24 protein-coding genes and 1 pseudogene are annotated in these 19830 nt (G+C 63.7%); 12 read left to right on the top strand and 13 right to left on the bottom strand.

All coding sequences use genetic code 11. The annotated features are described in order from the left end of the window. Nucleotides 1-45 precede the first annotated feature (45 nt). From JMY29_RS00800 to JMY29_RS00840, 9 genes are all read left to right on the top strand, one after another. Complete coding sequence (locus JMY29_RS00800; RefSeq protein WP_237567105.1) at nucleotides 46-555, top strand: amino-acid N-acetyltransferase; 510 nt, start codon at nucleotides 46-48, stop codon at nucleotides 553-555. 191 nt (nucleotides 556-746) lie between these two features. Further along, entirely contained in the window at nucleotides 747-2192 is a 1446-nt protein-coding gene (locus tag JMY29_RS00805; RefSeq protein ID WP_189076346.1) for an FAD-binding oxidoreductase, read from the top strand. Between the two features lie 14 nt (nucleotides 2193-2206). Beyond that, complete coding sequence (locus JMY29_RS00810; protein ID WP_018780106.1) at nucleotides 2207-2395, top strand: hypothetical protein; 189 nt, start codon at nucleotides 2207-2209, stop codon at nucleotides 2393-2395. A gap of 147 nt (nucleotides 2396-2542) precedes the next feature. Continuing rightward, the gene (dhaK, locus tag JMY29_RS00815) at nucleotides 2543-3544 is read left to right on the top strand and encodes a dihydroxyacetone kinase subunit DhaK (protein WP_189076347.1); all 1002 of its coding nucleotides are present in this window, start codon (nucleotides 2543-2545) and stop codon (nucleotides 3542-3544) included. A gap of 2 nt (nucleotides 3545-3546) precedes the next feature. Beyond that, nucleotides 3547-4209, top strand: a complete 663-nt coding sequence (gene dhaL / locus JMY29_RS00820; RefSeq protein ID WP_189076348.1) for a dihydroxyacetone kinase subunit DhaL — start codon at nucleotides 3547-3549, stop codon at nucleotides 4207-4209. Then, nucleotides 4206-4907 (top strand): dihydroxyacetone kinase phosphoryl donor subunit DhaM, encoded by a 702-nt coding sequence (dhaM, locus tag JMY29_RS00825; protein WP_189076349.1) that lies wholly within the window; start codon nucleotides 4206-4208, stop codon nucleotides 4905-4907. Before dhaL ends, dhaM begins: the two co-directional genes overlap by 4 nt. 89 nt (nucleotides 4908-4996) lie before the next feature. Further along, entirely contained in the window at nucleotides 4997-5173 is a 177-nt protein-coding gene (locus JMY29_RS00830) for a CsbD family protein (RefSeq protein WP_018780110.1), read from the top strand. A 91-nt stretch (nucleotides 5174-5264) separates the two neighbouring features. After that, nucleotides 5265-5525 carry a DUF4235 domain-containing protein gene (locus tag JMY29_RS00835; protein ID WP_018780111.1) on the top strand — a complete coding sequence of 87 codons (261 nt, stop codon included), beginning with the start codon at nucleotides 5265-5267 and terminating at the stop codon, nucleotides 5523-5525. Nucleotides 5526-5527: 2 nt separating this feature from the next. Continuing rightward, entirely contained in the window at nucleotides 5528-5887 is a 360-nt protein-coding gene (locus JMY29_RS00840; RefSeq protein WP_018780112.1) for a VOC family protein, read from the top strand. On the opposite strand, the gene JMY29_RS00845 is transcribed toward JMY29_RS00840, so the two are convergent. Next, nucleotides 5884-6396: a VOC family protein gene (locus tag JMY29_RS00845; protein ID WP_189076350.1), complete on the bottom strand. Its 513-nt coding sequence runs from the start codon at nucleotides 6394-6396 to the stop codon at nucleotides 5884-5886. The genes JMY29_RS00840 and JMY29_RS00845 overlap by 4 nt on opposite strands. A 166-nt stretch (nucleotides 6397-6562) precedes the next feature. Between JMY29_RS00845 and JMY29_RS00850 the strand changes: the two genes are divergently transcribed. Next, on the top strand, nucleotides 6563-6715 hold the full coding sequence (locus JMY29_RS00850) for a hypothetical protein (RefSeq protein WP_229778644.1): 153 nt from the start codon (nucleotides 6563-6565) through the stop codon (nucleotides 6713-6715). Nucleotides 6716-6745: 30 nt separating this feature from the next. Here the strand turns inward: JMY29_RS00850 and JMY29_RS00855 are convergent, their stop codons facing one another. Further along, nucleotides 6746-7477, bottom strand: coding sequence for a GAF and ANTAR domain-containing protein (locus tag JMY29_RS00855; RefSeq protein ID WP_229778645.1), 732 nt, complete (start codon nucleotides 7475-7477; stop codon nucleotides 6746-6748). A 262-nt stretch (nucleotides 7478-7739) separates the two neighbouring features. On the opposite strand from JMY29_RS00855, the gene JMY29_RS00860 reads away from it, so the two are divergent. Beyond that, nucleotides 7740-8546 carry a helix-turn-helix domain-containing protein gene (locus JMY29_RS00860; protein WP_189076351.1) on the top strand — a complete coding sequence of 269 codons (807 nt, stop codon included), beginning with the start codon at nucleotides 7740-7742 and terminating at the stop codon, nucleotides 8544-8546. On the opposite strand, the gene JMY29_RS00865 is transcribed toward JMY29_RS00860, so the two are convergent. From JMY29_RS00865 to JMY29_RS00875, 3 genes are all read right to left on the bottom strand, one after another. Further along, entirely contained in the window at nucleotides 8506-9891 is a 1386-nt protein-coding gene (locus JMY29_RS00865; protein ID WP_189076352.1) for a cation:dicarboxylate symporter family transporter, read from the bottom strand. The genes JMY29_RS00860 and JMY29_RS00865 overlap by 41 nt on opposite strands. 158 nt (nucleotides 9892-10049) lie before the next feature. Further along, a complete protein-coding gene (locus JMY29_RS00870) occupies nucleotides 10050-10532 on the bottom strand; it encodes a hypothetical protein (protein WP_189076353.1) in 483 nt (160 codons plus the stop codon). Between the two features lie 31 nt (nucleotides 10533-10563). Next, nucleotides 10564-11514, bottom strand: coding sequence for an A/G-specific adenine glycosylase (locus JMY29_RS00875; protein WP_189076354.1), 951 nt, complete (start codon nucleotides 11512-11514; stop codon nucleotides 10564-10566). Between the two features lie 125 nt (nucleotides 11515-11639). Here JMY29_RS00875 and JMY29_RS00880 point away from each other — a divergent pair, with 125 nt between their 5' ends. Next, nucleotides 11640-12341, top strand: coding sequence for a hypothetical protein (locus JMY29_RS00880; protein WP_189076355.1), 702 nt, complete (start codon nucleotides 11640-11642; stop codon nucleotides 12339-12341). 36 nt (nucleotides 12342-12377) lie between these two features. Here JMY29_RS00880 and disA read toward each other — a convergent pair whose 3' ends face one another. From disA to JMY29_RS00915, 8 genes and pseudogenes are all read right to left on the bottom strand, one after another. Then, nucleotides 12378-13454 (bottom strand): DNA integrity scanning diadenylate cyclase DisA, encoded by a 1077-nt coding sequence (gene disA, locus JMY29_RS00885; protein ID WP_018780121.1) that lies wholly within the window; start codon nucleotides 13452-13454, stop codon nucleotides 12378-12380. A gap of 304 nt (nucleotides 13455-13758) precedes the next feature. Further along, nucleotides 13759-14382, bottom strand: a complete 624-nt coding sequence (locus JMY29_RS00890) for a Pr6Pr family membrane protein (protein WP_018780122.1) — start codon at nucleotides 14380-14382, stop codon at nucleotides 13759-13761. Nucleotides 14383-14435: 53 nt separating this feature from the next. Beyond that, the gene (gene radA, locus JMY29_RS00895) at nucleotides 14436-15809 is read right to left on the bottom strand and encodes a DNA repair protein RadA (RefSeq protein ID WP_189076356.1); all 1374 of its coding nucleotides are present in this window, start codon (nucleotides 15807-15809) and stop codon (nucleotides 14436-14438) included. A gap of 138 nt (nucleotides 15810-15947) precedes the next feature. Next, nucleotides 15948-16610 carry a PIN domain-containing protein gene (locus tag JMY29_RS00900; protein WP_189076357.1) on the bottom strand — a complete coding sequence of 221 codons (663 nt, stop codon included), beginning with the start codon at nucleotides 16608-16610 and terminating at the stop codon, nucleotides 15948-15950. 3 nt (nucleotides 16611-16613) lie between these two features. Continuing rightward, entirely contained in the window at nucleotides 16614-17444 is an 831-nt protein-coding gene (locus JMY29_RS00905; RefSeq protein ID WP_189076358.1) for an ImmA/IrrE family metallo-endopeptidase, read from the bottom strand. Between the two features lie 194 nt (nucleotides 17445-17638). Continuing rightward, a pseudogene (locus JMY29_RS20955) lies at nucleotides 17639-17788 on the bottom strand (helix-turn-helix domain-containing protein); the annotation flags it as partial. A 122-nt stretch (nucleotides 17789-17910) separates the two neighbouring features. Then, entirely contained in the window at nucleotides 17911-18618 is a 708-nt protein-coding gene (locus JMY29_RS00910; protein ID WP_189076359.1) for a phosphatase PAP2 family protein, read from the bottom strand. Between the two features lie 53 nt (nucleotides 18619-18671). Beyond that, nucleotides 18672-19799, bottom strand: a complete 1128-nt coding sequence (locus tag JMY29_RS00915) for an FUSC family protein (RefSeq protein WP_018780125.1) — start codon at nucleotides 19797-19799, stop codon at nucleotides 18672-18674. Between the last annotated feature and the right edge of the window lie 31 nt (nucleotides 19800-19830).

A 19830-nucleotide genomic window follows, 5' to 3' on the forward strand; every position in this document is an offset into this window, starting at 1 on the left:
TGGTCACGAAGCCCCCACTCCCGCGCACCTCGTTAGGATGGGGGAGTGAATTCGTCCTTCAGCCTTCGCCCTGCCCGCACCAGCGATGTGGCGGCCATCAAGAGGTTGGTGGCACCCTTGGCCGAGGAGCGGATCCTGATGGCCAAGGAGACTGTGGCTTACTACGAGAGTCTCCAGGAATTCCGGATTGCCGAGTCCGATGCCGGCGAGGTCATCGGCTGCGGAGCTCTGCACGTGATGTGGGAGGATCTGGCAGAGATCCGCACTCTGGCCGCAGCTGACTCCTGGCGTGGCCGCGGCGTGGGGCATGTGCTGGTGGAGAATCTGCTGGAAGAGGCGAAGGCGCTGGGTGTCAGCCGGGTGTTCTGCCTGACTTTTGAAGTGGACTTCTTCAAGCGCCATGGATTCGAAGTCATGGCGGACCAGTCGGCCGTTGACCCGCAGGTCTACTCCGAGTTGCTGCGCTCGCATGACGAAGGTGCGGCAGAATTCCTGGACCTCGCCCGGGTCAAGCCCAATACCCTGGGCAACACCCGCATGATCAAGCAGCTTTAGGGCGTACGCGGCACTTCCCGAAAAGATCCAGGCGAAAAGATCCACGCAAAAAATCCACGCAACTTGGCGTGCGATCAACCCTGCCCGATTATGGGTGATTTATTAACTCTTCTCATATATCCAGTTGATGGATAAACTGGTCAAGGCTTGCTGGGGAAGCTTCCACCACTCGGTCAATTTGAGAGAAGATCATGCAGTCCCACGCGTCCTTTTCAGATGTTTCAGAACTCCAACTCAGCGTGCGCGGTCCAGTGTTCACGCCTGCCGATCCCGGCTTCGCCGCAGAGGTAGCGGCCTTTAATTTGTCCACCCAGCACCAACCGGATCTTGCCTTCGGCGCCCTCGACGCAGAGGACGTTGCGGCGGCGGTCCGTTGGGCTGCAGAACGCAGGATGCCCGTTTCCGTACAGTCCACCGGGCACGGCGCAACCAATGCCATTGAAGGCGGGCTGCTGATCAGCACCCGCCGCATGCTGGAACTCAGCATCGATCCCATCGAGAAGACGGCCCGCGTGGGTGCGGGCGTCCGCTGGAGGGCGGTGGTGGACCACGCCGCGACCTTCGGATTGATGGGACTCTGCGGTTCCACCACCGACGTCGGCGTGGTGGGTTACACGCTGGGCGGCGGCTTGCCGATCCTCGGCCGCAAGTACGGTTTCGCCTCGGACCACGTCATTGCCTTTGAGCTCGTCACCGCCGATGGCACCCAGCGCAGGGTGACCAAGGACGAGAACTCCGAACTCTTCTACCTCTTGCGCGGAGGCAAAGGGAATCTCGGCATCGTCACTGCCATGGAATTCCATTTGTTCCCAAGTTCGGACCTCTTTGCCGGCGGCCTCTACTACGACGGCGTCCATGCAGCCGCTGTCTTGCAGCAGTTCAGCGAATGGGTGCCGGAGCTGCCACCGGAAGCATCGGCGTCGTTGGCGTTCCTGCGGCTGCCGGATATGGACATCGTCCCCGAGCCCCTGCGCGGCAAGTTCGTCGTGCACCTTCGCTACGCCTACCAAGGCGATGCCGCTGTGGCCACGCAGCTCCTGGAGCCAATGCGCAAGAGCGCTCCGTTCATGATGGACGGAACGGGCCCCCTGGAATCCACCCAAATGGACATGGTCCATCAGGATCCGGAGCAGCCAGTGCCCGTGCGGGAACGGGGCTTCCTGCTGGACCGACTGGACCAGGGCGCCAAGGATGCCATCCTGCGGCACTTCGGTCCCGACGTCCCAAGTCCCGTGCTGATGGCCGAAATCCGGCTCCTGGGTGGGGCTTTGGCTGTCTGCGCTGACGGGGAAGACATGGTGGGAGCCCGCGACGCCGCGTTCAGTTTCTTCATGGCGGGCATGGCTGTCCCGCCTGTGGCGGAGCTGCTTCCGGGCGTGTTCGACGCCGTTCGCGAGGACCTGCGCGACGCCTCCAGCGGCGGGACGTTCGTCAACCTGCACGGACACTTCGTGGACGCCGAGGACAGGGAGCGTCCGTGGGGACCAAGCGTCCGTGAGCGCCTCCGCAAGGCCAAGGCCGAATTGGATCCGCACAACATGTTCAGCTTTGGGCACGTCGTAGGGCTGCCGGTCATCGACCAGACCGTCCTGCTGGAAGACGTTGCCACCGGCGGCGACGCCGTTCTGAACAGCTGAAGGGGATGCGGACAATGGACCATAGGGTCACGTTCCCGGATTTCTCCGCCTTCCAGATCGACCTCCCCCACGGGCCGTGGCCGCATGAAGTCCACTGGACCGGCGACAGGAATTCGGACCCGGACCTCTACTCGGCGTTCTGGCCCGAGTTCAATCCCAGGCCGGAGGCGGACGGAGTGACGGCTCCGCCCACCAAGGACTAGGGGCTCGTCATCGACAGCGGCAGGGACAGCTATCAGGGCTGTTCCTGCCGCTATTTAAGTACTGTTTCCCACCCGGTAAGGCCTACCGGGGCCCCGGCTGCCGGTAGTAGGGTCAGGGCACCAGCCACAGCACGCCAGGAGCATCCAATGAAAAAGCTCATCAATGATCCACGCGCCGTGGTGGACGAGTCCGTTGACGGGTTCGGCATGGCGCATGCCGACATCGCGGACGTCCACCCCGACCCCAAGTTCGTCGTCCGGAAAGGTGCACCGGTTGCGGGCAAAGTTGCCCTCGTCTCCGGCGGTGGCAGCGGCCACGAGCCCCTCCACGCAGGCTTCGTCGGACTCGGCATGCTCGACGCCGCTGTCCCCGGCGCTGTCTTCACCTCACCAACACCGGACCAGATCATTCCGGCGACCGTCGCCGTCGACTCGGGTGCCGGCGTCGTGCATATCGTGAAGAACTACACCGGTGACGTCCTGAACTTTGAAACCGCAGCCGAAATGGCGCAGGCCGAAGGTGTGCGCGTCCGGTCGGTGCTGGTCAACGACGACGTTGCCGTGGAGGACTCGCTGTACACGGCCGGGCGCCGCGGTGTTGGCGGGACCGTCCTGGTGGAGAAGATCGCGGGAGCTTCCGCGCAACGCGGAGACGACCTCGACGCCGTGACGGCCATCGCCGAGAGGGTAGTTGCCAACGTCCGTACCATGGGCGTCGCCCTGTCCGGTTGCACGGTGCCCCACGCGGGAACGCCGAGCTTCGAACTGGCCGATGACGAGATCGAGATCGGCATCGGCATCCACGGAGAGCCCGGCCGCCACAGGATCGCCATGGAAAGCGCCGACGCCATCACGGACCGCTTGCTTGAACCTGTGTTGGAGGACCTTTCCCTGGCCTCCGGCGACAAGGTGTTGTTGTTCGTCAACGGCATGGGCGGGACGCCGCTGAGTGAGTTGTACATCGTCTACCGGCGAGCGGCGCACGTCCTCGCCGAGCGTGGTGCCACCGTGGAGCGCTCCTTGGTGGGCAACTATGTGACGTCCCTGGAAATGCAGGGCTGTTCCGTCTCGGTGCTGCGCCTTGACGATGAAATGACCAGGCTCTGGGACGCCCCTGTTCACACCGCCGCCCTGCGATGGGGAGCCTGAGCATGGGCCTTGACGTCAAATGGGCGCAGGAATGGTTGAGGCTGTCTGCCAAGGCGATGGCGGAGCACAGGGTGGAGCTGATTGAGCTGGACCGGCCCATTGGCGACTCCGACCACGGCGAAAACATGGACCGCGGCTTCCAGGCCGTGCTTCAGAAGCTCGATGAAAGCCCGCCAGAAACCGCCGGAGCTGCGTTGAAGGCTGCGGCCATGGCTCTCATGTCCAAGGTGGGTGGTGCTGCCGGCCCGCTCTATGGCACGGCGTACCTGCGTGCGGCAACCTCCCTGGGTGAGGCCACCGACGTCGATCCTGACGCGCTCGCAGCGGCCCTCATCGCTGCGCGGGATGGCATCGTGGCACGCGGCAAGGCAGAAGTTGGCGACAAGACAATGATCGATGCCTGGACTCCTGCCGTGGAGGCAGCAAGTAAGGCTGCGGCCAGCGGCCTGGCAGCATTGGCCGTGCTGGAAGCTGCCGCGGACGCAGCGGAGGCCGGGGCCAAGGCAACGGACCCTCTGGTGGCGCGTAAAGGCCGGGCAAGCTACCTGGGCGACCGCAGTGCCGGTCATCGTGATCCCGGCGCGGCGTCAACCGCGCTGCTGCTGCGGGCAGCCGCTGAAGCAGCGGCCGGTCCAGTCGACGGCGCGGGAGCAGGCGACGGATGACGGTTGGGATCGTGGTTGTTTCGCACAGCAGCAAGATCGCTGAAGGGGCAGTTGAACTCGCCGCCCAGATGGCGCCCGACGTCGAGCTCGTCGCCGCCGGGGGCACTGACGACGACCGGATCGGGACCAGCCTGGAGAAGGTGCTGGCCGCCGTCGAACAGTCCCTGGTGGATTCCGGTGGTGACGGTGTGGTGGTGCTGACGGACCTAGGCTCGGCGGTAATGACGGCTGAGTCGGCAATGGAGTTCGCCAGCAATCCGGACGCCGTCCAGCTGGCGGATGCGCCGCTGGTGGAAGGGCTCGTGGCGGCTGCAGTCGCTGCGCAAGGAGGTGCCGGCGTCGACGATGTGCGCAAGGCCGCCGAGGCGGTCAGCTTCGGCGGCGGCGGGGCTGGGCCGGACCGGCGCGACGGGCCGGCCGAAGCCAGCGGCCTGGGCGACCCGGATGCAACCGGCGACTTCGAACTCATCAACCCCCTGGGAATGCACGCGCGTCCGGCGGCAAAGATTGCAGGCGGACTATCCGGGCTGGACGCCGAAGTGACGGTGAACGGCGCTGACGGCATGTCCATCATGGCGCTCATGGCGCTCGCCGCGGGGCAGGGCTCCAGCCTCCACGTAGAAGCCCGGGGGAAGGATGCTTCGAAGGCCGTCGAGTACGTGGGCCGCCTGGTGAAAGAGGGCTTCGGTGAGCTTTAGTTTGCGCGGATTTTCCGCCAAATATTGCTAAGTATGCTGATTAGTGATGTTGTAGAGGTACAAGGTTCCTACGACGAAAGAGGTGCGACATGGGTGCAGACGACAAGATGGAAAATGCCGGCGAGAAGCTCGGCGGCAAGGCCAAGGAAGCTGCCGGCAAGCTGACTGACGACAAGGGCCTCGAAGCTGAAGGCAAAGGCGACCAGGTCAAGGCAGACCTCAAGGGTGCCGGCGAAAAGGTGAAAGACGCCTTCAAGAAGGACTAGGAATGTGGACGGGGCCGCTGCTGTTGCAGCGGCCCCGTCTTGTTGTGCGAGATACTGCTCCGGCAGTGAGCTGACTTGATGGAGGATCTTCGTGAACATACTGGTAAAGCTGTTTGGACTCGCCGTGAGCCTGGGCGCCGGCGCGCTCGCCAACAAGACGCTGGAAGGCCTCTGGGAGAAGAAAACGGGCAAGCCCGCGCCCAAGGACGGCACGGACCTCAATGACTCTTTGCCTGGCGTCCTGGTGTTCGCCATTGTGTCCGCCGGCGTTGGCGCAGTTGTCCACGTCCTCACCCAACGGGGCACGAAGAGTGCCCTGGCCCGCATGAAAAAGACAGCTGACGAGGTTTAACCATGGCTATAGCTAAATTCCCGAGTGTTGTCATCGATTGTCCCGATGCGGCCGCACTGGCTGCCTTCTACGCCGAACTCTTCGGCTGGGAAGTCGAGGACAAGGGCGGGTGGTTCGATATCCGGCCAAGTGACGGCAGCAACTGCATCTCTTTCCAGCAGGTGGACGTGTACCAGGCTCCCGTGTGGCCCGGCCAGACCATCCCGCAGCAAATGCACCTGGACATGATTGTGGAGGACCTGGACAAGGGCGAGGAAGTTGCCCTCTCCCTCGGCGCCAGCAAGGCGGATCACCAGCCAGGGGAAACATTCCGGGTGCTCCTTGACCCGGCCGGACACCCGTTCTGCCTCTGCCTTAGCTAACCCTGCCGGGCCGCCCACTGCTCTACCCGGCGGTTGCTCTCCTCCTCGGAGAGGTCCTCAACACGGGTCATGATGGACCAGCGAACGCCGAAGGGGTCCCGGATGCTGGCGTACCGGTCACCTGAAACAAAGGTGGCCAGCGGTTCCCGGACGGTTGCGCCCGCTTGCTCGGCCTTCCTGACCAGGCCGTCCGCGTCGGCGCAGTACAGGCCCAGGGAGTAGCAATCGTCCTCGCCATTCGGAGCCGGTACCAGGTGGTAGTCGGGGTTTGGCTCGCCGAGTTGGAGATGGCCGTGGCCGAAGTCCAACTCCGCGTGGACAACAACACCACCCATCTCCGTCTCGCCCACCACACGGGCTCCGAAGACATTGCGATAGAACCGTATGGCTTCCTTCGCGTTGGCCACGGCCAGGAACGGCGTGAGGCTGGTCAGGCCGTTGGGTACGCCATGGGTGGTGTACTGGCCGTTGGCTGCAGTGGTTGATTCTGTGCTTGTTGTGTCGGTCATGGCTACGACGCTACGCGCCAGCCGGGCAGCGACGCTTGCAGATTCACGACAGCTTCACGTGTGGGGGCCGGCAGGACGGAACCGACGATCGATACGCGCGGACCTAGGGGGAACAGTGATGAACGATCCAAGGCAATCAGCTCGGAATCTTCTTGAACTGGATATCGTGACGATTGAGCGGTTATGGATCCGGTATTGGGCAGAAGGTGGAAGCGCGGATCTCCTGGAGCTGGATGCCTACGTGCATGAAGCCCTCAGGCCTCCCGCCTTCGAGCTCACTCTTCTTGGATGGGCCACGGAGAGGCTGCAGGGCGGCTGAGGAAGCCGTTCACGGCGGGTTCAGTCCTGGCTATGGTCGGCGGCCGGCGACGCCGTTGACAAGGGCCCGGGCCAATTCATGCAGTTTTTGGTTCCGGTCGTTGGAGGCCTTCTTCAGGATCCGGAATGCTTCATCCGGGGTGCACCTGTTCTGCGAAATAATCACACCGCAGGCAGTGTCGATGACCGACCGGGTTTCCATGGCGGCGTCAAGGTTCTCCGCTGTTTCGTTCAGGGTGGTTATCCGGATTGCTACCCGCAAGGCCTTGCCTGCGATTCCCGCGAAGGTCAGCGTGTCAGCAACGGCCTCGCGGGTAAATGTTCCGGGCTTGGGAGCAAAGAAGTTCAGGACAGCTGCAGAGTCATGCTCCAGCTCCATCGGCACGCCAAGAGTGCTCCGCATTCCGACGGCGGCCAGCTCCTGGCAGTATTTGTCCCACTGCGGCGAGGACAACGCGTCATCGAGAAGGACGGGGCGCCCGCTCTCCAGGGCGTCGATGCAGGGACCTTGCTCCAGCGACTGCTCGATCCGGTCCAGCAGCATCGCCTGTTCGCTGCTGCCTCCAATCGTCGCAGTACGTTTGCGTCGGCCCAACGTCACCGCACACTCAATTGCTGTTCCTGTGGACCGGGACGCTACCGCCGCGCCCAGTTCAGTAAGCCCGTTCAGGAACGCCCTGATGTCTTCCGCACTGGCAATCAGATCAGCCAGCTTGTTGGCGTCATCCGACCAGTCCTCCGCGGCCCCGGAACGCACAAACACCACCCGCCCTTCGCAAACAAGAACAAAGCACCAGGGGCCTCCCTGCTGAAGCCCGGGACACTCCGGTGCGGGAGAACCGGGGGATGCGAAGCACCCAGGCCGCCGCTTGGTACCAAAGTTCCGGCAATAATCTAGCAGCAATTCCGGTCTTGAGGGACGGGACTCTGGCGCTCCACCGCGGCAGTACCACTGGTGGCCCCTGCAGTCGGCAACCGGGGGCGGTATATTCGTCGCTGACGGCAGCACACCGAACGGAGGTCCTGTGGAGAGCTCCTTCAAGGGCGTCCTCTATCCGGCGCGGTTGCCCACCTTCCATCGCGTTCCAGCGCCCGAGGCGGTGTCCCATCTGGTGCAGTGGTTCTGGATCCCCGAATGGGATATCGAGCCCGGCCGGTCCTCCCGGCAGCACCTGATCGCCTACCCCGCCTCCAATCTGGTGGTGCAAAGCGGAGCTGCGGGGTTTTCGGGTCCCACCACCCGGGCGGCATTCCGGGACCTCACCGGCAAGGGTTGGGCCGTTGGCGCCCTGCTCCGCCCGGCTGCGGTCCCGCTCTTCACCGACGATCCCGGGACTATGCGCGACCAGGAAGTGGCCTTGCCCCTAAAAGACCTTGTCTCCGCTGTCTCAGCAGCGATGGAGCCGCCTACCGGAAAGGCTCAGCCCGACGGCGGCACCCGCCGTGAGCGTGCGGCGGCTGCCTTCGCTCGCTGGCTGGCTTCCCGGGACGTGGTCCCGTCCGAAGAGGCGTTGCTCGCCAACCGGATGGTGGACATCATCGCATCCGAGCCGGACGTGCTCCTGATTGAGGATGCAGCACGCCGCCTGGCAGTATCGCCGAGGACCTTGCAGAGACTTGCCAGGAAGTACGTTGGCCTGAGCCCCTCGGCCCTTATCCGGCGTCGCAGGCTGCAGGATGCCGCCGAGCGCGCAAGGTCCGATCCAACAGCGGACCTTGCCGCGATCGCCGTCGAACTTGGTTACGCAGACCATGCGCACCTGACGAACGACTTCCGGAAATACCTGGGCTTTACGCCGAGTACGTATCGGAGGTCAGCCGGGGAGTCGTGAGTGCCGGGACGGAAGGTTCAGCGGCGGTTTCACTGACCTCTGTGTTGGTTGTTTCGCCGCGGAATGCCGCCAGCATGGCCTCGCGATCGAACTGCCCCTCCCACTTGGAGACGACGAAGGTGGCAACACAATTGCCCAGGAGGTTGACCACGACGCGCATGGAGTCCATCAGCCGGTCGGCACCCAGAAGCAGGGCCACTCCCGCTACCGGGAAGATCCCCAGGGCGCCTGCCGTCGCGGAGAGGGCCAGGAAGGCCGATCCGGGAACGCCGGCCATGCCTTTGGACGTCAGCATCAGGATGCCGAGGGCGGCCAGCTGCTGCCCGAGGTCCAGATTGTGTCCGAAGGCCTGCGCCAGGAACAGGAGGGAGATGGAGAGGTAGAGCGCGGCGCCGTCGAGGTTGAAGGAGTATCCGGTGGGAACCACCAGGCCTGTAGTCGCCCGGGAGCAGCCGGCGTTGGTCAGCTTGGTCATGATGCGGGGCAGCACCGATTCGGTGGAGGCTGTACCCAGGGCAAGCAGGAACTCTTCGCGGGTGTACTTGATGAACTGCCACAGCGGGACGCGTGGGTAGACCCAGGCGACGACGAACAGCAAGGCTATGAAGACCACGGCTGAGCCATAGCAAGCCGCAATCAGCAGGGCGTAGGTACCGAGCGAGCTGAGACCGTACTGGCCGATGATGAAGGCCATGGCACCGAAAGCCCCCACTGGCGCAACCCGCATGACCCAGCCCATGATCTTGAAGAAGAGCTCCAGGGTGGTCTCCATGACATCGACGACGGGCTTGCACTTCTCGCGCCCGACAACCACGATGGCGGCGCCAAAGAACACAGCGAAGCACAGGACCTGAAGCAAGGAGTTGGACGCGAACGCCCCCACCACACTGGTGGGGATGATTCCGAGCAGGAATTGGCCCGCGTCTTTGGGCGGAGCAGCGGTGGTCTTGGCGTTCACCGCATCCGCTGACAAGGTGGCGGGATCGATGTTCAGGCCTGCACCCGGCTGCACGACGTTGGCTACTACAAGGCCGAATGCCAGCGCGAACAGCGTGGCGGCAGTGAAGTAGATCAGCGCTTTCACTCCTACCCGGCCCACGGCTTTCACGTCACCCACAGCGGAGATACCTGTGACGATAACCAGGAAAATAAGCGGGGCGATGATCATTTTGATGAGCTGGATGAAGCCGTCGCCCAGTGGGCGGAGAGCGGAACCAAGGTCCGGCCAGAGATAGCCGATGGCGATCCCCAACACCACGGCCACCAGGATCTGGAAGAACAAGGATTTGTACAAGGGCTTCTTTGCCGCGGGGCTCACAGCCGTGGCGGATGTTGGAATCTTCACAATGGCGCCTATCTATGCAAACGGCCGCGCAAGGTCACGGTCCGGGATCACATAAGACGCTATGGAAGGCTTGTTTCCGGAATGCTAATTCCAAGGTCCCGCTATGTTTAATATCGGAAGCAAGTTTCCACAATGCGGAAACCCAATTTGAATCCGACTCAGCGTTGCCGCAGCCCCGCCGCATCCAGCCACACGCCGGCCGCAATGACCCTTCCGCACTTCTCGCCGTACGGGTAGTCGCCCTTCGGTGTGAACTCCAGTGTGCGGGTGGGCAGCGGGGCGCCGGTCTTGGAAGTGCCGTTCACCGTCACTTCGAGGGGAGACTCACTCAGTGCCGGCAACTCGAGGAAGCCCTGCAGGGTGCCATCCGGAGATGAGGTAGCCGAGCACACCCCGTCCGGCGTGCAGCTTTCGTCCGCTGTCACGGCGCCTGGGTTCAGCATGATGTCCTTCTCTGTGCACGCGGCGTCCTGGCAGGCCTTCAGCCGCAGGGAGCCGACCTGGTCCGCGTACTCGGCAACCACAGTGAGGGACACTCCCGCCACATGGCCAATCGCCGGGCAGGCGACCGGCTCGGCAATGCAGCCGGTCAGCAGGGCCACGGCCCCCGCCAGCGTGAAAGCTACTCCGATGTTCCCCATGCTTCAGAGTAGGACGGCGGTGGCCGCACCGCTACGCCGGAAGCCGCAAGCCGTCGTCGTGCATCTCCGCCAGGCCGTCGGCCAACAGTCCGTCCAGTGCCCGCGCAAGCTGCTCAGGTGCCGAGTTCAGCCGGTGCAGGGCGGCCAGCGGAATGCCGATGGCCGAGGCCTCGAATCCAAGGTCTGCGGGCGCCCGCTCAAACATGTCGCGCGGAACGGGGTGTGACGCTTCGCGCAGGACGGCCATCACGGCGCCGCGAACCTGGCGGTCGGTGCCGTGCCAGGACTGCCCCTTGGGCGTGTACGACGGCGGCGGCTCACCGGCCGCGAGCCACGCGCAGCTGGAGCGGACGGGACAGTCCGCGCATTTGGGATTGCGGGCCGTGCAGACCATCGCTCCCAACTCCATGACGGAGGCGTTCCAGCGGACGGACATGGCCTGGTCGTCGGGGAGGAGCGAGTCGGCGAGGCGCATTTCCGCCGCAGTGAGCGCAGGCGCCGGCAGGGCATTCCCCGAGATCAGCCGTGCGTGGACGCGGCGGATGTTGGTGTCCACCACGGTCTCGCGCCGCCCGAAGGCAAAAGCGGCGACGGCGGCAGCTGTGTAGCTGCCAACACCCGGCAGCCCCAGGAGCTCCGGATAAGTATCGGGAACCTTGCCGTCATGCTGCTCGCGGATGGCGACGGCGGCAGCGTGCAGCCGGAGCGCGCGGCGCGGATAACCCAGGCGCCCCCAGTGGCGGACCGCCTCACCGGAGGGCTCGGCGGCCAGCCGGGCGGGGGTGGGCCAGCGCTCCATCCAGTCGAGCCACACGGGCAGGACCCGGACCACGGGGGTTTGCTGGAGCATGACTTCGCTGACCAGAATGCCCCACGGGCTGCAGTCGGGCTCGCGCCATGGGAGGTCCCTGGCTGTCCGGGAAAACCACTGGTCCAGGGCGTCGTGGAGGCCGGCGAGCTGGACGGAATCGGGAAGTGTCATACTGCCATCCACTGTAGTGGAACGGCCGCGCGCACCCGCCCATGGCCGACGTCACACAGCCCCGGATTGCTGCCCTGCGGCGTGTAGGTTAGGTGCCCTGACAACCGCGAGCCTAGCCTAGAAGCATGGCCTCCAACGGTAAGCAGCAGTCGACCGCGCGCTCAACAGCGCCGGCGAAGGGTGCTGCCCGCGGCTCCTCCGGAACCCCGGCGAAAAAGAGGCGGCCCAGCCCTGCCGTGTACCGCCGTCGTCGGCAGGTTGTTTTCGGCGGCCTGCTGCTGGTGATTGCCCTGGTGGTTGTGGGGGTGCTGGCTGTCGCCGGGACTTTCGCCGGGAGTCCTGAGCCGCAAGCGGTGTCAACCTCCGAACCCGCGCAAGCGCCTACGCAGGGGAGCGCAGCGTCCACGTCGCCGTCGCCATCGGCTTCGCCCAGTCCCGTATGCGACTTCAACCTGATGACCGTCGCCGCGAAAACCGACAAGCCCGCCTACGGTGCGGAAGAAAAGCCGCTCCTCACCATGACAATCACCAACGGCGGCACTGCACCTTGCGAAGTCAACGTGGGCACGTCCCAGATGGAATACGTGGTGATGAGCGGATCCGACCGCATTTTCTCCTCCAAGGACTGCCAGACCGGCGGGGAGGACCTGGTGAAGACCATCCAACCGGGCAAGAGCGAGACTGCGAACTTCCCCTGGCAGCGGAACAGGTCGCTGGAAGGCTGCGGCGTGATCGACGCCAAACCCGGCGCCGGGGGCGCCTACTACACATTTGAGGCGCGGCTGGGAAACAAGGCCAGTCCCAAAGCGGTTTTCCAGCTGAACTGACACCCGCCGGAAAGCGTTCCGACGGCGGCCGGCGGCTTAGAGGAACCGGTCCAGCAGGCTCGCCTCGGCCATGCGGCTCAAACCCTCGCGGACCGTACGGGCACGCTGATCGCCGATGCCGTCCACGGTCATGAGATCGTCGATAGTGGCGGCCATCAGGTTCTGCAGCCCGCCGAAGTAGTCCACCAGACGGTCGGCGACAGCCTTGGGCACGGACTTCAAACCGGACAGCAAACGGTAGCCGCGCGGCTGGACCACCGCGTCCAACTGCTCAACGCCACCGGCAAACCCGATGATGTGGGCGATGCGGCTGAGGTCGATCAATTCCGTGGGTCCGAGGTTGAGCAGCGCCTGCACGGCTTCCTCAATCTCCTCGGGTGTGGTGTTGGGGTCCGAGTAATCCCGGATGATCACTTCACTGCCAGGTCCGCGGCCCACAGTGAGTTCCTCAACCTGCAGGGACAACAAGCGGCCGTCTTCGCCAAGTTCCAGGACGTACTGGGCAATTTCCTCAGAGATGCGCCGGACCATTTCCTGGCGCTGCAGGGTCACGGCAACGTCCCTGACCGTGACCAAAGCCTCGATCTCCAAGGCTGAAAGCGAACTGGTGACCTGGTCCAACCTGGCGCTGTAACGCTCCAGGGTCGCCAGTGCCTGGTTGGCGCGGGCCAGGACCTTCTCCGACCCTTCCAGGACGTGGCGCAGGCCGTTCACGTACAACGCGATGATCTGCATGGATTGACTCACCGAGATGACGGGAACACCTGTTTGAATCGCGACGCGTTCGGCCGTGCGGTGCCGGGTACCGGATTCCTGGGTTTCGATGCTCGAGTCCGGGACCAGTTGCACGGCGGCGCGGACAATGTTGCTGGCGTCCTTGTCGCAGATGATGGCCCCATCCATCTTTGCCAGCTCGCGAAGCCGTGTGGGGGAGAAATCGATGCCGATGTCGAAGCCACCCGAGCAGATGGAATCGATGGTGCGGTCATATCCCAGCACGATCAAAGCGCCTGTGCGCCCGCGGAGGATGCGCTCCAGGCCGTCACGCAACGGAGTTCCGGGTGCGACTCTGGCCAGGGTCGCCTTGAGCGACTCTTCCGGGCTCCGGGCCATAGGGTTTCCCTTCGAAGGTGCAAGCCCATGGCTCGCAGACATGCTGAATGCGGTGTCAGTTGGCGCATCCGAAAAATGGCCTTGTGACGACAAGCTCAATGATAGGGCTTCATCGCACCCTTAACCGCACCAGCAAGCCCCAAAGTGGGCCATTTCGTTATGTTCGGCAGTGCTCCGGCGGCGGGTTTTCGACGACGCCCGGCAGGCGCACTTTACGAACGAGGCCCGTTGACGCGGGCTCATATAACAAGTTGGTGTATTTATTGCCCGGCTGAGACCGATGCTGCCCGTTCATCCATGGACCTCAGTAATCAACCTGTCGCTTGAGCTTGTTTCCCAGCCACAGCATCGCAAGGCTCACTACGAGGAAGCCGACTGATATGGCCAGAGCGAAGACCACCACACCCGTCCAGCCACCCGCACGCGCCGGGTCGATGAACCAGTAGGGATACCAGTTCACAAAGGCTCCCCGGATCAGGCTGTAGACCAGGTAACCGATGGGGTAGAGAAGCCAATACCAGATGTGCTTGGGCTTGAGGGTGGTCCGGGGCGGCTGGAACAGCCAATCCGCCACCATCACCACAGGCATCAGGTAGTGGACCACGAAGTTCACCCACGGGAGCAGGGACCCGAGGTCCTCGCCCGCAAGTAGGGCACCGAACACCAGCCCCACCACCGCCATGGCGATGGTGGCGGTCCCGCGGGTCACGTCGTCGGCCTCCGAGGGGCGTTTCCGGATCAGGACCCGGTAGCCGCTGATGAGGAGCACCAACGCAGCAAAGATGTTGGACAGATTGGTGAAGTAGCTGAAGAAGTTCCAGAGGTCGTAGCCCATGCCCAAATGAACCGTCAGCTGTGTACCCACCGCTATCAAGGTCAAAAGGCCAAAGAAGAAGCGTCCCCCGACAAGCACATTTCTCTTGGTCATGGGCCAATCCTTGCCCAAAGGAAGTCGGTGGGTGGCCCGACACCCCGAAAGTGTTAAGTGATCAGCAGTTCCAGTGCCTCTGCAAGGTGCCCCACCTCGCGCACGGAGAAGCCATCCGGGATGACCCCGGCCCCGGCAGGACTCGCTGGAACGATCGCGTGGGTGAACCCGAGCCGGTGGGCCTCCTGGATGCGCTGGTTGATCCCGGGAACAGGGCGGACCTCGCCCGCCAGGCCCACTTCGCCGAACGCAATGAGCCGCTGGGGGAGGGCCTTCCGCGACTTTGCCGACGCAACGGCCAGCGCCACCGCCAGGTCCGTGGCGGGCTCCGTAAGTTTCACGCCGCCCACCGTTGCCACGTAGGAATCGTCCTTATGGAGCATGCAGCCCGCACGTTGCTGCAGGACTGCCAGCAGCATTGCCACGCGGGAGCTTTCCAGGCCGCTGGTGGCGCGGCGAGGCTGGGAGTTGGGGCTCTCGGCAAGGAGCGACTGGACCTCGGCGAGCAAAGGCCGGCGGCCTTCCATGGTGACCGTGATGCACGTCCCGGACACCGGCTCACGGGTGCGTGAAACGAACAGTCCGCTGGGATCAGCCAGTCCTTCGATGCCTGTTTCGTTGAGGTCGAAACACCCGACATCGTCCGTGGCGCCGTACCGGTTCTTGACGGCCCGCAGCAGGCGGAGACGCGAATGGCGCTCGCCTTCGAACTGGCACACGACGTCCACCAGGTGCTCCAGCAAACGCGGACCGGCGATGGTGCCTTCCTTGGTCACGTGGCCCACCAGCAAGGTGGTCATGTTGCGCTTTTTGGCCGCGGCAATGATGGAGGCCGCAACCTCGCGTACCTGCGAAACACCGCCGGCGCTGCCCTCCACATTCGCGCTGCTCAACGTTTGCACGGAGTCAACAATCAGCAGCTTGGGCTCAAGCTTCTCCACCTGGCCCAGCGCCTGCCCGAGGTCGGTCTCCGCTGACAGGTAAAGGGTGTGGGCGACGGCGTCGATCCGCTCAGCGCGCAGCTTCACCTGGGCTGCCGACTCCTCGCCCGTGATGTAAAGGACGTCCTGCCCGGTCCGCGCGAACTTGGCCGCGACGTCCAGCAGCAGCGTGGATTTTCCGACGCCGGGTTCCCCGGCGAGCAGGATCACGGCACCAGGAACAAGCCCGCCTCCCAGGACGCGGTCCAGTTCGTCCACTCCGGTGGGCAGGAACGCGGCGGTGGTCCCGTCGACCTCGGCGATGCGGCGGGCCGGCTCCAAAACGGTGGCGGCCGCCGTCGTGCGCGCAACAGTGGCGCCGTATTCCTCGACGGTTCCCCAGGCCTGGCACTCACCGCAGCGCCCCACCCACTTGATGGCTGTCCAGCCGCATTCTGCGCACTTGTAGGCGGGTGTCTTGGATGCGCGCGATGTCTTTGAAGCCATGCGTTCCAGACTAGTCGTGGGGACTGACAGTATTGGCCGGGACCGACAGTACGGCCTTAAGTGCAATTCGCACTCGTTAACGTAGCCTTCGACCCTTGGAGATCTATTGCTGCGCGGGCGATTTGTATGTGTGGGCTGTCACGGCTCTGAGAGTGCCGCGGTTTCATCGGCGCCTACGTCGCTCATTGACGTTGGTTTCTGCGCCCAAAGCGGTTTGCCCAAAAGGTGAGTCTGGTCGATGTGAATCAGACCGGCATCGAATTGCCGTAGTGCGTTGTAGACCTTCCTCATTTCGCCGCGATCCGCAATCAGCCCGCGTCTCACCGCGCTACTGAGGATCCAAGGCGTGTCAATGATTTTGAGTCCAAACTTGCTGGCCAACTGCTGGCCTCTGTACTCGTCGATCACCACATATACGTCTTCCCCGCGGTCTTTCCGCACCATTGCGTGGGCGATCACGAGAACCTCGCCTAAATCGCGACCCTCCATGAGCCTCTGAGCGAGCGGCATTCCCGTTAGTTTTACGACTGCCTCTGAAAGTGCGTTCAGGTCCTCTTCTGAGACATGGGAGTCCAGGATCCCAATATGGTCGTGGCTGACAAGCCAGTGCCAGTTTGGAACGGTGGCGGGCGGAAAGTCGCGGCGGTTAGATCCGCGATTGGTGATTTCACCATCCACTACGTCGGGGACATGCAGTTGATTGGAACCCCGTCGGAGCACTTCGAGGAGCAATGCGTGCTTGGCGGCCGCGCAGAAAGTGATGCAGGGTCCTGCATCGAGGATTGTAATCTGTGCGGCCATCGCTCAGTCTCCGAAAGCGTCGAGGTCGGCCCATGCGACGTCGATAACTTCAGGATGAATGCCTGCCTCTTCGAGCTCGCGGAGCAGTTGGTCTGTGTCTACGCCGCTGAGTGCGGCCAAACCTTGGACTGAAACCAGGTTGCGAATATACCCCTCCGTGGCATTCTCAACCAGGCGCTGCGGTGGTCTTGGGGTGAGGCTTTCGGCGGCCATGGCTCTGTAGTCGCCGATCCAGCCGAACCGAAGTGCCAGCGAATGTGCAGTCTGAGGCCACCACTGTGTTTTCTGCGTAGTTGTGATCCAGCCTTCTGAGTGCATTTGGATGAGTGCGAAGTTCGGGGAGACCTGATAGTGCCGCACAACGGACGAAACGTCACGGAGCCGGGCGCTACCCTTATCGACATTCAAATCTTCAAGGAAAGCTGAGACTCCCCCAACCGGAGCCAAGAGGTGGCGCGAAAAGGTGTCGGCTCTGATCTCTTCGGGCCTTCTGGCTGAGGGGTCATGTGGTAGTCCGGCCTCGTTGTCTTTGAAGACGATATGTCCCAGCTCATGGCCAAGGGACGATCTTTGGCGACCCGGAACACCGGTCGTTGCAACACCAATCACAGATTTTTCGCGAACCGGATCTGTCAACACCATGCCATCCATGCCTGCCGGCATTTCCAGAATCGCTACATCGACTCCCGGAGCAACAAGGCCAATGAGTTCGTGAAGGTCGGCTATGGGTCCGAGGCCCAGTCCCAGGCTATTCCTGATGCCTTCAGCTGCGAGATAGGCCTCCCGCTCGCTTGGTCCGATGCTGTGCGGAATTGGAGCGCGCTCTGGCGTCATGCGCCGATGCCGTGACTGGCCAGGTACGCGTCCATTTCCAGGAACTGGGTGAGCTTCCTTTTCACTTCCGCGGCATCGGCTGTAGGAAGATTTGCTCGGCTGGCCACGAGCACACGATCGCGGACTGGGTTCTCAGCGAGAAGTGCCTCCGCCGGGCAGCCCAAAGCCCAAGCAATCGAAATTATCTCGTCCATCCTCGGCCTCCGGAGGCCGCTTTCAATGCGCGCCAGCGTGGACTGTGAGATGCCCGTCTCTGCCTCGAGGTCCCGCTGGGTCCGCCCGGCTTCTGCTCGTCGGGCGGCAATTCGTTGTCCTAAGTCAGCCGTCGCCACGGGAACCCCCACTGAATCAATTTTCGAAAACTTGATTCAAGTCTAGCGCATTTGACACCCCGAGGCATCCCGATGGCTCACGGCGCATGTCGTTTCGGGCCCCGTATCGAGATTCGGGAAACAACCTCCTCGATTCAAGCGGCCCGTCCGTAGCGCACCGCGTCAACGAACACTGCCAGGCCAAACACGCCCAGTGCCACACCCATCGACGCCACCACGTCGGTGAGCCAGTGGTAGCCAAGGTAGAGCCGGCTGTAGGCGACCAGCAGCGTCAGCAGGGCGGCCCCTGCGTAGGCGGCCACCGCCGTCGTGCGTGTTCCTGAACGAGATACCAGCAAGTAGGCCAGGACAAGCGTGAAGACCGCGGCGCCGAGCGTGTGGCCGGAGGGGAAGGACAGGGCGTCATCGGGACCCAGGAGGAAGTCCGACGACGACGGCCGCGACCGGGAAACGTCCAGCTTGATGACCGCCGCGAGCACCACGGAAAGCACCATCGCGCCCATCAGGATGGCCGGACGCCACAGTTCCTTCTTCCACAGGGCCCATGCCACGGCGACCAGGCCGCCGATGATGGACATCATGGTGGGTGAGGTGGCTTCCGAGACGCCGGCCAGGAAGGCCGTTGCCAAAGCGTTGCGCGAATCGACAACCACCGAGTGAACGGCTCCGTCGAGCGTCGCCAGGCCGCTCGAGGACAACACGGAAGCGAACATCAACCAGAAGACCACGTCCCCGGCAACAAACAACCCGCCCGCCCACAGGAACAGGACCCGCTGCCGCACCCGAAGGGCGGGGGCAGGTTTTGGGCGCAGGGCCAGACGCGCAGAAGGTGCAGAAAGCATCGGCCCATTATCCACAGCGTAAATGGGACTTGGCTGGGAACGCCGGGCGAAAGCTACAGCGCGGGCAGTACCGCCCGGGCTTCCTCAGGTTCCATCCCGCTGGCCTCAAGCAGGTCCACCATGAGCGGCCGGAACAGCATCACCACGGTTTCGCCTTCGAGCCTCTGGACGTCAAGCATCTTCGGGTGCAGCCGGGCGGCGATGTCCGAGAGGTCGTTCCTGGCCCGCCGCAGATGCACCCTGCGCGTTCCTTCGCTCTGCTCGGACAGCCCGATGGTCATCTCGTCGATGGCGGCCGCAGTTTCCTGCAGGACCTCCGAGATGCTCTCGATCGCCTCGTCGGACAAAGCCGCGTGGTTGATGGCACTGGTGAGGCGGCGTGCGAACACCCGGCTGTTGCGCAGTGCGAGGTCGATGTACTCCAGCGAATGCTCCAGGCCGGCGAGTTCATCGCGGTGCCGGCGATGCGCCGGGGCCAGCGTCGCCACCTCGCCGGAAGCCCGCAGCGTTTGCCGCATCCGGTCCACCAAAGGCTGGCAGTTGCGGCCACGGATCAGGGCGTGCCAGGCAGTGGTGGAGTCGCTTTCGATCATGGCCGTGGCACACTCACGAAGAACCTCGGCGAGCTCGTGCAGGATCTTCTGGATGTCCTTCCGCGGTTCCCGGCGCGGATCCTTGGGCACCAGGATGGTCACCAGCAGCGCAAACACGCCACCCACCACGGCATCCAGGCTGCGCGTAAAAGGCCCGCCGGCCGGCGCCGGAAGCAACACCACCAGAAGCGACTGCAGCCCCAGCTGGGTGGTGAAAATAGTCCCGCTGTCCAGGAACCTGGCCAACAGGATCGAGAAGAGAAGTACGACGGCGGCCTGCCAGATCCCGGCGCCCAGCCAGTGAAGCAGCAAATCACCAACCACGATGCCCAGTGTGCAGCCCAGGCCTACCTCTATCACCCGGCGCAGCCTGGGATCGCGTGAGAAACCCAAGGCAATCAGGGAAGACGTTGCGGCGAACAGAGGCCCCTGGTGGCCCAACACGTATTCGGCGAAAGCGTAGGCGCCAACCGCGCAAACCGTCATTTGGATGGCCGGCGTCAACGAGTTCCGGCTCCGGACCAGGCCGGTCCTGACTCTGGCCCGCAGAAACCTCTTGCTTGCGTTCAGTCCCTTAGCGGCAGCCATGTCCTTCAGTCTATTTCCCCGCCCGCCATGT

Origin of the sequence: Paenarthrobacter nicotinovorans, from assembly GCF_021919345.1 — a bacterium.
Taxonomy (GTDB): Bacteria; Actinomycetota; Actinomycetes; order Actinomycetales; family Micrococcaceae; genus Arthrobacter; species Arthrobacter nicotinovorans.

Coding starts and splice junctions, on each gene's coding strand:
- dhaK (WP_189076347.1), top strand. CDS start 2,543: ATGAAAAAGCTCATCAATGATCCACGCGCCGTGGTGGACGAGTCCGTT.
- JMY29_RS00880 (WP_189076355.1), top strand. CDS start 11,640: ATGGCCTCCAACGGTAAGCAGCAGTCGACCGCGCGCTCAACAGCGCCG.
- disA (WP_018780121.1), bottom strand. CDS start 13,454: ATGGCCCGGAGCCCGGAAGAGTCGCTCAAGGCGACCCTGGCCAGAGTC.
- JMY29_RS00845 (WP_189076350.1), bottom strand. CDS start 6,396: ATGACCGACACAACAAGCACAGAATCAACCACTGCAGCCAACGGCCAG.
- JMY29_RS00890 (WP_018780122.1), bottom strand. CDS start 14,382: ATGACCAAGAGAAATGTGCTTGTCGGGGGACGCTTCTTCTTTGGCCTT.
- radA (WP_189076356.1), bottom strand. CDS start 15,809: ATGGCTTCAAAGACATCGCGCGCATCCAAGACACCCGCCTACAAGTGC.
- JMY29_RS00870 (WP_189076353.1), bottom strand. CDS start 10,532: ATGGGGAACATCGGAGTAGCTTTCACGCTGGCGGGGGCCGTGGCCCTG.
- JMY29_RS00900 (WP_189076357.1), bottom strand. CDS start 16,610: ATGGCCGCACAGATTACAATCCTCGATGCAGGACCCTGCATCACTTTC.
- dhaM (WP_189076349.1), top strand. CDS start 4,206: ATGACGGTTGGGATCGTGGTTGTTTCGCACAGCAGCAAGATCGCTGAA.
- dhaL (WP_189076348.1), top strand. CDS start 3,547: ATGGGCCTTGACGTCAAATGGGCGCAGGAATGGTTGAGGCTGTCTGCC.
- JMY29_RS00830 (WP_018780110.1), top strand. CDS start 4,997: ATGGGTGCAGACGACAAGATGGAAAATGCCGGCGAGAAGCTCGGCGGC.
- JMY29_RS00805 (WP_189076346.1), top strand. CDS start 747: ATGCAGTCCCACGCGTCCTTTTCAGATGTTTCAGAACTCCAACTCAGC.
- JMY29_RS00905 (WP_189076358.1), bottom strand. CDS start 17,444: ATGACGCCAGAGCGCGCTCCAATTCCGCACAGCATCGGACCAAGCGAG.
- JMY29_RS00915 (WP_018780125.1), bottom strand. CDS start 19,799: ATGGCTGCCGCTAAGGGACTGAACGCAAGCAAGAGGTTTCTGCGGGCC.
- JMY29_RS00875 (WP_189076354.1), bottom strand. CDS start 11,514: ATGACACTTCCCGATTCCGTCCAGCTCGCCGGCCTCCACGACGCCCTG.
- JMY29_RS00840 (WP_018780112.1), top strand. CDS start 5,528: ATGGCTATAGCTAAATTCCCGAGTGTTGTCATCGATTGTCCCGATGCG.
- JMY29_RS00810 (WP_018780106.1), top strand. CDS start 2,207: ATGGACCATAGGGTCACGTTCCCGGATTTCTCCGCCTTCCAGATCGAC.
- JMY29_RS00910 (WP_189076359.1), bottom strand. CDS start 18,618: ATGCTTTCTGCACCTTCTGCGCGTCTGGCCCTGCGCCCAAAACCTGCC.